Origin of the sequence: Staphylococcus pseudoxylosus (assembly GCF_003697915.1) — a bacterium.
GTDB lineage: Bacteria > Bacillota > Bacilli > Staphylococcales > Staphylococcaceae > Staphylococcus > Staphylococcus pseudoxylosus.
Genome location: NZ_RCVN01000002.1, coordinates 47,253 through 59,976, shown reverse-complemented (window position 1 = coordinate 59,976; position 12,724 = coordinate 47,253). Strand labels below are relative to the sequence as shown.

Below are 12,724 nucleotides of genomic sequence, written 5' to 3'. Positions count from 1 at the left end.
CTCGTCTATGAATTATTGATTGTGCGCTTCATGTAATAATAACTTTGCCATAGTAATGGCGTGTTCAGTTGCTTCTTTAGATCCTAATAATGCAGTCATTGAGGTTGTACCTTCTAATAGTAAGGTGTATTGTACAGCGAGATCATAACCATTATCAATACCTGCATTGTTAGCGAGTTTTTCTAAATAATGTAATAGGCGCGCTTTATGTCCTCTTGCGGTGCTTTCAATTTCATTATCGGTATCAGCATAATCTTCGATAGCACGCATAAACATATCACCTTTGTAAGAGTAGTCATTAAGCCATTGACAATGTGCTTGAACTGCTGAAATAAATGGTTTATCTGGATGTCTTTCGACGAAACTGTCAAGATAACGCCAATAGCGAGCTTCTCTTTGCTTTAACACTTGTGCTACTAAATTATCTTTAGAGTCAAAATGGTTATAAAGTGTCATGGTCGCAACGTTTGCTTCTTGGATAATCTGTTTTAAACCAACACCGCGAAAGCCATATTCATAAAATAACCGCTCAGCAACACTCAGTATATCTTGCTTTTTCTGTGACATAGCATCTCACTCTTCCCAAAATAGAATGGTCATTCTACCTCATAGTATCAATGGAATGGAATGATGTCAAAATCGAAGTATGCCAAATTGTATTATTTACTTTGAGGTATTTGAATAACATGACCTAATTGTTTAGGCGCATCAAAGTGTTGTTGTTGATCAAAATAATTTTTAAGCTTTTCTTGAATAGGCACTGGGAATTCTGTACTACTTCTTGTATGGTTGCTTACACCCATCATCATCGCTTCATATGTAGCAGTAGGTTCATTATTAGCGTTGTACATAGTTAAGAATAAATGTATACGTTTAGCATCATAATTATAAATATGTATCTTGATGTAAAAAGCATCGTGAAGTAATAATTCCTTTAAATAAGAAATGTGCGCTTCAACATTAAATATTGTAACATCTTGGCTGTGACGATAATCAGTTGAAAAATCAACATGTTCCAAAAAGCCAGCAACTGCATCACTGAATACAGAATAATATTGTGCATCATGCATATGGTTATTATTGTCTATCCAAGATGGTTGTACAGTGTTTTTATAAATATATTCTTTTATCACAAGATCACTCCTATTAGAAATTATTTATTAACCTGTACTATTGTAGCAATAATAAAAGTACAAAGTTAACAATTTGTTTTATTTATAAATAAGCATCTAGTATTCTTTATTAATAAACTAAGTTAAGATAGTATGAAAATGAGTTATTTTAGTAAATGTCACTCAAATGGGAGGGGGATTTTTATGGTGTTCGTTGCATTAATATTATTTATTTTGTCTTTAATTTTACTTATTTATTCTATCACTTTATTAATGGGGAAAGATGGAACATTATTTAGTTTATTTACTAAAAAAGAAAATGAATTGAAAAAAAGTCAAAAATTAACAATTTACATTACGACGATTGTATTATTGGTATCTAGTCTTGTGTGGTTTTTGAATATAATTTAGCTTTTTAATAGGTATAATAGTGTAAGTTTTACAGTAATTGTTATTTAAGATTAGTCAATAGTTAGATTGTCTAGTTACATTAACATAAAAAAGAGAGCCCATAAGCAAAATTTGGGCTCTCTTTATGCTATAGTTTTTAATATTTTCTTAAAAAATCCACATCACGATCAAATATTGTTTTCACTACAAATGCTTGTAGGGTAGCCAATATTTTTTCAATTATTTGTGTTTTATTTGATAAAATTCGAATGCTAAAGCCGTGTGTTGGTAGCTTAGTGATGCCGAAACGACAATCATATTGCTGTTGATAGTGCTTGATTTGCTCATAAATACGATCGATTAATTTTTGATTTACAGTAGGATGTATAAAATAACAAGATCCTAAGTGCGTATAATCTTCCATATAACCAAGTCCATCGACTTTATTTTTTGATGGATCAAGCAAAGTATTGTCGAAAACAACCAATTCATCATCAACATAGATTTCATTTAACAGGTGCATATACGTATAACTAAATTTTTTATCATTTTTAGAATAACCTGGCGTTAATATGTCTGTATAAAATAACGCAGCTGTAGGTTTTAAATGAAATGTATTATGTTGATAGAATTTTGCATTTTCAAAAGCGATAATTGGGTCACCTACATACTCAGCATATCCATCATCTTGAATATTAAAGCTTTGGTATTGTTCCACATGGTTATTAGGTGTTTTATAAATTTTTGTAGCACCTTGTGAAGTTAAAATAACTTTTGCATTAGGTTCGATATTAAAATCCATTTTGTAACGGTCTCCATCTAAGTAACCGCCACCTACGTTTACAATATAAAACGTGGGTATATCAGAATTATTTAAATAAACTGGGCGCATGACTTTCAAGGCTTTTTCGAAAAAAATGTCACGTGCCACCGATTTCTTGCCATTATTAAAGACAGTTAAATCTAATTGGCCAGTCCATTGATTCTGTCCATCAGACATTAAGCTAACCCTTTAAGAAATACGTCTTGTTCTATCCACTCAATAACTTCATCTAAACCTTCATCTGTTTTAAGGTTTGTGAAAGTGAAAGGACGGTTGCCACGGAATACTTTTGTGTCTTCGGCCATGCGTTCTAATGACGCACCAACATAAGGTGCTAAGTCAGTCTTGTTTATAACAAAGAAATCGGATTTAATCATACCTTGTCCACCTTTTCGAGGAATTTTTTCCCCTTGAGCAACATCGATAATATAGATTGAGAAATCTACTAATTCTGGACTGAAAGTTGCCGCTAAATTGTCGCCACCGGATTCGATGAAAATAAGTTCAATATCATCATTTTGTTTTTTTAATTCATCAATTGCAGCAAAATTCATTGAGGCGTCTTCACGTATAGCTGTATGAGGGCAGCCACCTGTTTCTACTCCGATAATTCTGTCTTCAGGTAATACACCAGAATTAACTAATATTTTTTCATCCTCTTTTGTATAAATGTCATTCGTGATAACACCAATACTCATGTCTTTTGCTAAGCGTTTTACAATTTTTTCAATAAGTTGTGTTTTTCCTGCACCGACAGGTCCGCCCACACCTATTTTAATTGTATCTGTCATAAAGTTTGACCTCCTAAGATATAAAAATTCTTACGTTCACGTTTTCGTGTTCCATCTGGTTGATTTCTAAACCTGGTGCAGTAATACCAAGTTGTGATTCATCTAAAGTCATAATATGATCTCTCGTATCTTTCATGATGGGTATCATTTGATAAACGATGCGTTGGCCAGCAGTCTGCCCTAAGGGTATTGCACGTACTGCATTTTGGGTAAGGCTAGACACGTTTTGATATAAATAGTAATCAATAATCGTTTCTATATCGACCCCAAGATGATGGCCAAGCATAGTAAAACAAATAGCGGGATGTAACATTGCTTTTTTGTCTCGCATTTGAGCATGATACCAGTCTAACCAATCACTGTCATATAGCTCAGAAGCAAGTTTCACCATGCGATGCCCCATCTGTTTAGATCCTTGGCGTGTTTCTTTTGGTAAATTTTGTACGAAAAGGATACGATCTAATCGTAAAATAGCTTGTGTATCATTTTGTTCAAGCGCATTGTAAACGAGACGCATCGTTAAGCCATCAGCATAAGTTAATTGTTCATTTAGAAAAAGTATAAGCCATTGCTGGAAACTTTGTTCGTCATGAACGATATCGCGTTGGATATAAGTTTCAAGGCCAAATGAATGGCTGAATGCACCTGTTGGAAATTGTGAATCGCAAAATTGAAACAGGCGTAGATGAGCGTGATCAATCATGTGAATGACCTATATGTCTAAATGCTTGATTGACTTTACGGTCTTCATGTTCATATGGTATCCCTAAATCCTTTAATAGTGATTCTACTAGATAATCATATTGAACTAGCATCTCGGTTTCTGTAAACTGCGCAGGTAAGTGTCTATTACCAAGTTGGTGGGCGATATCTCCCATTTCTTGTAATGAGCGTGGTTTAATTACAAGTAAATCTTCAGAATTTACATCTACGACGATCATATTAGTATCATCTTTATACAAAACATCTCCATATTGTAAGTCAATTGGCTGTTTTAAACGGATACCAATTTCATTACCGTGATCTGTTTTAACACGTTGGATACGTTTAACTAAATCTGAGTTTTCTAAATATACTTTTTCTATATGTTTTCCTTTATCGCTTTCTGAAATGTTAGCGATATTGCCTACGATTTCTTCGATGATCATTTTTAACCTCCTAGAATAAGAAATAACGTTGTGTTAATGGTAATTCCGTAGCTGGTTCACTCGTGATTTTTTCGCCATCTACAAATACTTCATATGTCTGCGGATCAACGTCTATTTTTGGCGTTGCGCTGTTATTCTTCATATCTGCTTTAGTTAGTTTACGAATATTATGCACAGGTCTTAATTTACGTTTTAAACCTAATAATTTACCAATATCATTTTCATAAGCAGTAGTAGATACGAATGTCATTGAAGTACCTTGCATATTTCCGCCAAGTTGGCCATACATCTTACGGTATTTTAAAGGTTCTGAAGTAGGGATAGAACCATTAGCATCACCGTTAATTGCAGTGTTTATTAATCCACCTTTAATAATGACATCAGGTTTAACGCCGAAGAATGCGGGCTCCCACATAATGATATCAGCAAGTTTACCTTCGTCGATTGAACCAACGTAATCTGAAATACCATGCGTAATCGCAGGATTAATTGTATATTTCGCTATATAGCGTTTGATTCTATGATTGTCATTATATTCGCTGTCGCCATCCAATGGACCACGTTGCTCTTTCATACGGTGTGCAACTTGCCAAGTTCTAGTAATTACTTCACCGACGCGGCCCATGGCTTGGGAATCTGAGCTGACCATACTAAATACACCAATATCTTGTAATACGTCTTCGGCAGCAATTGTTTCTTTACGAATACGTGAATCTGCAAAAGCGATATCTTCTGGTATAGAAGCATTTAAATGGTGTGTAATCATAACCATATCTAGATGTTCATCAATTGTATTAACAGTGTAAGGTAAGGTAGGGTTTGTAGAAGATGGTAGTATATTAGAATAAGCTGCAGATTTAATGAGGTCAGGAGCATGTCCACCGCCTGCACCCTCTGTATGATACATATGCAGTACACGATCTTTAACGGCAGCCATTGTTTCTTCCATAAAGCCCGCTTCATTTAATGTATCTGCATGTAATGCAATTTGGACGTCATAATCGTCAGCTACTTGTAGGGCATGATCTAATGCTGAAGGTGTGGCACCCCAGTCTTCATGTACTTTTAAACCGATAGCACCGCCATGTATCTGTTCTACTAAAGCTGTATGATTAACTGCTTGTCCTTTACCGGTAAAACCAATGTTTAAAGGTAATGATTCTGCCGCTAATAACATGCGATGTAAATGCCAAGGGCCTGGAGTAACAGTAGTTGCTTTAGCACCTTCAGATGCGCCTGTCCCACCACCGATATGTGTAGTAATACCACTTTCAAGGGCCACTTGAGATTGTTCAGGATTAACGAAATGGACGTGGGTATCGATACCACCAGCTGTTATTATTTTGCCTTCTGCAGAAATAATATCTGTAGTTGCACCAATAATAATATCTACGTTATCCATAATATCTGGGTTACCAGCTTTACCAATTTTCATAATATAACCATTTTTAACACCAATATCTGCTTTAACGATTTTATCGTAATCCAGAATTAGTGCATTTGTAATTACTAAATCTGCTACTTGCTTATCATCACGTGTCACATTAGGGTTTTGAGCCATACCATCACGGATTGATTTCCCACCGCCAAATGCAGCTTCATCACCATATGTTGCGTAATCTTTTTCGACACGCGCAAATAAATTGGTATCTCCTAATCTTACAGAGTCTCCGACAGTAGGGCCATATAGACTTGTATATTGTGATTGCGTCATTTTAAAACTCATCTGTTATACCCACTTTCTTTATTAGCATTTTCGCTGACTTTATTTTCTTCAGCGATAATTTCTGTAGCGCTGTCATCATCTTCAGCCTTATAAACACGCGCCTCATCAATAGGTCCATTTACTTTACCATGGAAACCAAAAATTCTTCTTTTACCGCTAAATTCAACGAGTTGAATTTCTTTTTCGTCACCAGGTTCAAAACGTACCGCTGCGCCAGCAGGGATATCTAACCGTTTGCCATAAGCTTTTTCTCGTTCAAATTGTAGGGCAGGATTTGCTTCAAAAAAATGATAATGAGAACCGACTTGAATAGGGCGATCTCCTGTGTTTTTTACATCAAGTATCGTAGCGTTATGTCCGAGATTAACTTCAATTTCTGTACGTTTAACTATAATTTCACCAGGTTTCATAATTAATTTCCTCCTTTACACAATTGGGTGATGAACGGTAATTAATTTAGTACCATCAGGGAAAGTTGCTTCAATTTCCATTTCAGTTAACATATCTGCAACGCCCTCCATTACATCATCCTCACCTAATATTTGTTTACCATAACTCATAAGTTCTGCAACGGTTTTTCCGTCTCTTGCACCTTCTAGTAACTCAAAACTTATAATGGCAACTGCCTCGGGATAATTTAACTTAAGACCTCTTTGCTGACGTCTACGAGCCAAATCTGCTGCAATAACTAACATTAGTTTGTCTTGTTCACGTTGTGTAAAATGCACATGCTCACTACCTTTCGACGTTTTTATAAATTTAAAATATAGTATGTGACTAATCTAATAAGACGATTAGACGTATACTACAAGAATAACCCTCTGAAAAAAATTAATGACGCAATAAAACGCGTTGAAATTAAATATATATTGCTTTAAATTTTATCCGTTATAATATATTATGTTGTATGTTGGAATAAGTAGAGAAACTAGGTGACAATGTGAATGCTGTTCGAATTATATTAAAGAACATCGCACAAGTACTGCTATTAAATAATGCATGGACAGGCTTATTTATTTTGTTAGGTTTATTCATAGGAAATTGGAAGGTTGGTATGATGGCCTTAGCTGCGAGTGTTATTGCATTATTATTAGCGAAACGGACAAATTACTCAGATGAAGAGATTAACACGGGATTAGCAGGTTTCAATCCAGTACTAACAGCAATTGCATTGACACTATTTTTAGTGCCAGAATGGTATAGTATATTAATTGCTTTTATAGCAATTGTGATTACAATGCCAATAGGCTCAGCATTTAGAGAATTTTTTAAGCCTTTTGGCGTGCCTATGTTAACCATGCCATATGTATTTGTTAGCTGGGTGATCTTATTAATGTCATTTCAATTTAAGTTTGTGAATGCAGATGTCAATATACTGCCTGATACAGTACAAGAGATACAATTTTCAGGACATAGTATTCATTTTATAAATGCTTTTTTATCAGGTTTCAGTGAAATTTTCTTGTTGAAAAGCATTATGGCAGGATTATTGATTCTTATAGGAATTTTTATTGCTTCAAGAAAAGCTGGTGTATTTGCTATAGTAGCCAATCTCATTGGTTTTACTGCTGTACTAGTACTTGGTGCAAATCATGATCAAATTAATGATGGATTGTTTGGCTATAATGTCATACTAACAGTGCTCGCTTTAGGTGTTGCTTTCCGTACTAGGATTCAACGATATATTAGCATTGTTTTAGGAATCCTTTTGACAGTTGTATTACACGCGGGCATGACGACTTTATTAACACCATTCGGTTTGCCAGTGTTTACGCTACCTTTTATCATAGCAACGTGGATTATGTTGTTTGCAGGTAACCGAATGAAAGTACAACAAATTGAATAGCATGGTTTTATTGGAAAGATACCCTAAATAGGCATCGTTTAAGCGTAACTCGATTTTCTAATTGATTATAAATTTATTAGGAAGAAGGAATAAGAATGAAAAAAATTGTTTCATTACTTGCAATATCAGCCATGGTATTAGCGGGATGTAGTGGTTCAGGAAGTGAATCAAAAGGGAAAACTTTAGACGTTGAACTGCCATTAAAAACAACTTCTATTGCACCATATGAGACAGACGTACCAGTGAAGATAGGTGCTGCCGAAGCGCTATTTAAAGCTGGTGCAGATGGCAAAGTTGAAAAGGTATTGGTAGATTCATATGAACAAAAAACACCAACACAATTAGATATTAAGTTAAAAAATGACATTAAATTCCAAAATGGTAAAAAAGTGACAGGCGAAGCGGTCAAATCTAGTTTGGAAGAAAGTATTAAGAAAAGTGATCTCGTTAAAGGCTCACTCCCAATTAAAGATATTAATGTAGATGGACAAAATATTACGATTACTACAAAAGAAGCTTATCCTGAATTAGTGTCAGAGTTAGCAAGTCCATTTTCTGCAATTTACGATACAGAAGCAGATGACATTAATAAAGCACCTGTTGGTACTGGACCATACCAAATTAAACACTATAAGCAATCTCAAAATATCAAGTTAGATCGTTTTGATGATTATTGGCAAGGTAAACCTAAACTAGATCATGTAAATGTTACATATCAAGAAGATGGTAATGCTCGTACAAGCGATTTAACATCAGGTAAAGCAGATGTAATTACAGATGTTCCTGTTGAAAAAGAAAAAGAGTTGAAAGATGGAGATAAGACAACTACATCTGCAATATCAGGATTTAGAACGTCATTGATTATGTACAATCATACAAGTGACAAAATGACTAAACCTGTACGTAAAGCACTAGATAAAGTTATTAACCGTGAAAGTATCGCACGTAATGTCTCTAAGAATCATACTCAACCAGCTACAGGACCATTTAATACAAAATTAGATTTTATAGATAAACAACCTATACAAAAACAAAATTTAGAAGAAGCTAAACAAATTATGAAAGAAGAAGGCTATTCTAAATCAAATCCATTAAAATTAACCGTATCTACGTATAATGGGAGACCAGAACTACCTAAAATGGCGCAAGTTATTCAATCAGATGCTAAAAAAGCCAATATCGATATTACTATTCGCAATGTAGATGATATTGAAGGCTATTTAAGTGATAAAAACCAATGGGATGCCTCTTTATATAGCTTTGGTACAATACCTAGAGGAGATACAGGATACTTCTTTAATCAGGCATACAAACCTAAAGGTGCAATTAATTCTGGAGACTATAACAATCAGAAAGTAACAGCATTAATTGACGAGTTTAATAAAACAGTAGATAAATCTGAACGTAATCGTTTAACAAATGAAATTATTAGTATTACGCAAAGTGATTTTGCAAATAGCTATATCTCATATATGGATAATATCGTTGGTATGAATAAAGACGTGAAGAACTTAAAAGCAACACCCGAGGGTATTTATCTAATCGATTACAAGGTAGATAAGAAACAATGATAATTAAAAATATACTAACTAGAATTGGACAAATGATCATTGTATTGTTTGTCCTTTCTAGTATTACGTTCATATTAATGAAACTTACACCTGGCGATCCAGTTGATAAAATTTTACATTTAGATATAGCAAATGTATCCTCAGACCAAGTTGAAGCAACAAAAGAAAAATTGGGTCTAAACCAACCAGTTATCATGCAATATTTTCAATGGTTAGGACAAATCGTTCAATTTAATTTCGGAACGAGTTACCAAACAGGTGAACCCGTAATAAAAGAATTAATTTATTACACACCGCCAACATTAAGCATTGCTTTTCTAACTATAATGGTTGTCATATTAACAGCAGTTCCAATGGGAATTTTAGCAGCGAAATATTATCACACGTGGGTTGATACATTTATCAGAACTGTAACGTCCTTTACGGTGAGTGTTCCTTCATTCTTTTTAGGAACAATCTTAATTTATATTTTTGCACAGAAATTTAATGTTTTACCATCTTCTGGTATAGACACGATAGCTGGTTATATTTTACCAGTGATAGCATTGAGTGTGGGTATGAGTGCATACTATGTAAGATTGATGCGATCGAATTTAATAGAATTATATCAATCTAAAGAGGTTGAGGCTTCACGCCTCAGAGGTATGTCTGAACGATATATTTTGTGGAGTGATTTATTTAAACCAGCGATTATCCCTGTTATAACGGTATTAGGCATGTCTGTGGGAAGTCTTATTGGAGGCACTGTCGTCATTGAAAATTTATTTGGAATACCAGGTATCGGTCACTTCTTAGTAGATAGCATACGTGCAAGGGATTATCCTGTAGTACAAGGTGCGGTAATTATGATTGGTTTCTTTGTTGTTTTGGCTAATACCGTAAGTGATTTGTTATTGCTATGGTTAGAACCCAAACGCCGTTATAATAGCTCACGTCATCCCAAGAAACCGCAACGACAGGATGGTGAAATATAATGAAACAATTAAATAAACAACATCTTATATTTTATGTGTTTGCATTGTATTTATTGGTTCTTATCATTGCACAATTTTTTGTGTCGGCAACAAATGCTTATGAGGTAAACTTAGGGAGTAGCCTTGAAATGCCAAGCTTAAACCATTGGTTAGGCACCGATGATTATGGTAGAGATTTACTTTCAAGAGTTATAATCGGGGCAAGGTACACATTGATTATTAGTTTGATTACATTGTTGATTACGGTCATTATAGGTGTACCATTAGGATTAATTGCTGGTTACAAAAAAGGCATCGTTGATACAATTATTATGCGTATTATTGATATAGGGTTAAGTATTCCTGAATTTGTTCTTATGATTGCATTTGCTAGTTTTTTCAAACCTAGTATTTGGAATTTGGTCATAGCAATTACGATTATTAAGTGGATGACTTACACTAGATTGACTCGTTCAGTCATAAGTAGTGAAATCACGAAACCTTATATACAAATGGCTCGATTATTTAACGTGCCAACACATGTCATTATCTTTAAACATTTCTTTCCACAAGTTTTACCATCTATTATTGTGCTGATGACGGTAGATTTTGGGAAAATAATATTATATATATCATCACTTTCATTTCTCGGATTAGGTGCACAGCCACCTTCACCTGAATGGGGAGCAATGTTGAATACAGGCAGAGATTATATTAGTTCTTATCCGTTACTTTTGATTGTTCCAGCGTGTTTAATCACAATCACGATTCTATTGTTTAATTTAGCTGGCGATGCATTAAGAGATAAATTATTAAAAGGAAAGCGTGATATCAATGACTAATTTACTTGAGATAACCAATTTAGTAATTAAAGGTGAAAGAAGTACTACACTGATAGATCACATCAACCTCAGTTTAAAAGCAAGTAAAGTAAATGTTTTAGTAGGAGAAAGTGGTTCAGGAAAAAGTTTAACTGCTAAAGCGTTAGTACAACAATTACCTGATAATTTAATAATGACTTATGACAGTTTAAATTATGAAAATAAAAAATTGTCGAATATGCACGAACTTTTAGGGAAAGAGATTGGTTTTATTTCTCAAGATTATACGCATAGCTTTAATGAGCATACAAAATTAGGCAAACAATTGATTGCAATTTATAGACAACATTATAAAATAGATAAAGCTATGGCCAAAAAAAATGTAACACAAGCGCTTGAGTGGGTTGATTTAGCACCAGACAAAACAATGAATAGTTATCGCTTTAGTTTGTCAGGTGGACAACTTGCTAGGGTTCAAATAGCGAGCGTATTGATGCTCAATCCGAAATTAATTATTGCTGATGAACCCACTGCATCACTAGATGTGATAACAGGCGCTAAAATTATGAACCTAATCAAACATTTAGCAGAAGTTCATAAAGTTACGCTTTTATTAATTACCCATAATTTATCACATGTTTTAAATTTTAGCGATTGGATACATGTTATTCAAAAAGGGAAATTAGTCGACTCAAACCATGTACAAGCCTTTAAAAATCATGATGTGGATTCATACAGCTTGAAATTATTTAACTCCCGTAGCCAATTAAAGGAGGGGAGCAGTAATGATTAACATAAAGAACATGAATTTTAAATATGGACAGAGCCCTGTTTTAAACAATATAAATCTTACTATACAGCCAGGTGAAATTGTAGGTATTGTAGGTGAGAGTGGTTCTGGTAAAACGACATTAGCACAAATTATTTTAGGCTTATTGCCAGTATCTCAGGAACAATATACAAATAATGATTTGCGATTATTACCTATATTTCAACATGCATATGATAGTTTTAACCCCAAATTTAAAATGAGCAAATCTCTAGAAGAGGCGATAAAGTATCGTCGTGAGTCAAACTCATATGAAATTCATCAGCGAATGCATATATTAATGAAACAAATGCATCTAGATAAGCACTTGTTGAATAGGTTCCCTGATCAATTAAGTGGTGGCCAATTGCAACGTTTTAATACGATTCGTACATTGATGTTAGCACCAGATATGTTAATTTGCGATGAGATTACAGCTAGTTTAGACGTTATTGCTGAGCAAAGTATGATTGAAGTGTTGAAACAGTATTACGCAGATACACATAAAGGTATGTTATTAATATCTCATGATTTAGCATTTTTAAATAACATTGTTGAACGATTAATTGTCATGAAAAATGGTGAAATCGTAGATGATTTTAATATTAAATTTTTATTCGATAAACAACGCCATGCATATACAAAACAGTTACTAGCAATTTATTAAGTAGCTGTTTTTTATTTTTAATGATAGAAAAAAATATATGTTTTCTATCATTAAAAATAATGTGTGTC

At 34.0% G+C, this 12,724-nt stretch carries 16 protein-coding genes; 7 read left to right on the top strand and 9 right to left on the bottom strand.

Annotated elements, in window-relative coordinates:
* Nucleotides 1-12 precede the first annotated feature (12 nt).
* Both D9V42_RS02315 and D9V42_RS02310 read right to left on the bottom strand, forming a co-directional pair.
* Nucleotides 13-567, bottom strand: a complete 555-nt coding sequence (locus tag D9V42_RS02315; protein ID WP_122062869.1) for a TetR/AcrR family transcriptional regulator — start codon at nt 565-567, stop codon at nt 13-15.
* A 92-nt stretch (nt 568-659) separates the two neighbouring features.
* Complete coding sequence (locus tag D9V42_RS02310) at nt 660-1,133, bottom strand: thioesterase family protein (RefSeq protein WP_122062867.1); 474 nt, start codon at nt 1,131-1,133, stop codon at nt 660-662.
* Between the two features lie 183 nt (nt 1,134-1,316).
* Here D9V42_RS02310 and D9V42_RS02305 point away from each other — a divergent pair, with 183 nt between their 5' ends.
* Nucleotides 1,317-1,523, top strand: coding sequence for a hypothetical protein (locus D9V42_RS02305; RefSeq protein WP_107529621.1), 207 nt, complete (start codon nt 1,317-1,319; stop codon nt 1,521-1,523).
* Between the two features lie 136 nt (nt 1,524-1,659).
* On the opposite strand, the gene D9V42_RS02300 is transcribed toward D9V42_RS02305, so the two are convergent.
* Genes D9V42_RS02300 through D9V42_RS02270 form a run of 7 tightly spaced genes read right to left on the bottom strand, consistent with a single transcriptional unit; the run spans nt 1,660 to nt 6,718 of the window.
* A complete protein-coding gene (locus tag D9V42_RS02300; protein ID WP_107529622.1) occupies nt 1,660-2,502 on the bottom strand; it encodes an urease accessory protein UreD in 843 nt (280 codons plus the stop codon).
* The gene (gene ureG, locus D9V42_RS02295) at nt 2,502-3,116 is read right to left on the bottom strand and encodes an urease accessory protein UreG (RefSeq protein ID WP_122062865.1); all 615 of its coding nucleotides are present in this window, start codon (nt 3,114-3,116) and stop codon (nt 2,502-2,504) included. Before ureG ends, D9V42_RS02300 begins: the two co-directional genes overlap by 1 nt.
* A gap of 13 nt (nt 3,117-3,129) precedes the next feature.
* On the bottom strand, nt 3,130-3,819 hold the full coding sequence (locus tag D9V42_RS02290) for an urease accessory protein UreF (RefSeq protein ID WP_122062863.1): 690 nt from the start codon (nt 3,817-3,819) through the stop codon (nt 3,130-3,132).
* Nucleotides 3,812-4,264, bottom strand: coding sequence for an urease accessory protein UreE (gene ureE / locus D9V42_RS02285; RefSeq protein ID WP_107529625.1), 453 nt, complete (start codon nt 4,262-4,264; stop codon nt 3,812-3,814). The genes D9V42_RS02290 and ureE overlap by 8 nt, the downstream gene beginning before the upstream one ends.
* A 10-nt stretch (nt 4,265-4,274) precedes the next feature.
* Entirely contained in the window at nt 4,275-5,990 is a 1,716-nt protein-coding gene (gene ureC, locus D9V42_RS02280) for an urease subunit alpha (protein WP_122062861.1), read from the bottom strand.
* Nucleotides 5,987-6,400 carry an urease subunit beta gene (locus tag D9V42_RS02275; protein ID WP_122062859.1) on the bottom strand — a complete coding sequence of 138 codons (414 nt, stop codon included), beginning with the start codon at nt 6,398-6,400 and terminating at the stop codon, nt 5,987-5,989. Before D9V42_RS02275 ends, ureC begins: the two co-directional genes overlap by 4 nt.
* 15 nt (nt 6,401-6,415) lie before the next feature.
* Nucleotides 6,416-6,718 carry an urease subunit gamma gene (locus D9V42_RS02270; protein WP_017723823.1) on the bottom strand — a complete coding sequence of 101 codons (303 nt, stop codon included), beginning with the start codon at nt 6,716-6,718 and terminating at the stop codon, nt 6,416-6,418.
* A gap of 212 nt (nt 6,719-6,930) precedes the next feature.
* Between D9V42_RS02270 and yut the strand changes: the two genes are divergently transcribed.
* The 6 genes from yut to D9V42_RS02240 all read left to right on the top strand — a co-directional run bounded on the left by yut (nt 6,931) and on the right by D9V42_RS02240 (nt 12,656).
* The gene (gene yut, locus D9V42_RS02265) at nt 6,931-7,836 is read left to right on the top strand and encodes an urea transporter (RefSeq protein ID WP_122062857.1); all 906 of its coding nucleotides are present in this window, start codon (nt 6,931-6,933) and stop codon (nt 7,834-7,836) included.
* A 95-nt stretch (nt 7,837-7,931) separates the two neighbouring features.
* On the top strand, nt 7,932-9,407 hold the full coding sequence (gene nikA, locus D9V42_RS02260; protein WP_122062855.1) for a nickel ABC transporter substrate-binding protein: 1,476 nt from the start codon (nt 7,932-7,934) through the stop codon (nt 9,405-9,407).
* Nucleotides 9,404-10,381: a nickel ABC transporter permease gene (gene nikB, locus D9V42_RS02255; protein WP_107529630.1), complete on the top strand. Its 978-nt coding sequence runs from the start codon at nt 9,404-9,406 to the stop codon at nt 10,379-10,381. The genes nikA and nikB overlap by 4 nt, the downstream gene beginning before the upstream one ends.
* On the top strand, nt 10,381-11,202 hold the full coding sequence (nikC, locus tag D9V42_RS02250; RefSeq protein WP_107529631.1) for a nickel transporter permease: 822 nt from the start codon (nt 10,381-10,383) through the stop codon (nt 11,200-11,202). Before nikB ends, nikC begins: the two co-directional genes overlap by 1 nt.
* A complete protein-coding gene (locus D9V42_RS02245) occupies nt 11,195-11,974 on the top strand; it encodes an ATP-binding cassette domain-containing protein (protein ID WP_107529632.1) in 780 nt (259 codons plus the stop codon). Before nikC ends, D9V42_RS02245 begins: the two co-directional genes overlap by 8 nt.
* Nucleotides 11,967-12,656: an ABC transporter ATP-binding protein gene (locus tag D9V42_RS02240; RefSeq protein WP_122062853.1), complete on the top strand. Its 690-nt coding sequence runs from the start codon at nt 11,967-11,969 to the stop codon at nt 12,654-12,656. Before D9V42_RS02245 ends, D9V42_RS02240 begins: the two co-directional genes overlap by 8 nt.
* The last annotated feature ends 68 nt before the right edge of the window (nt 12,657-12,724 follow it).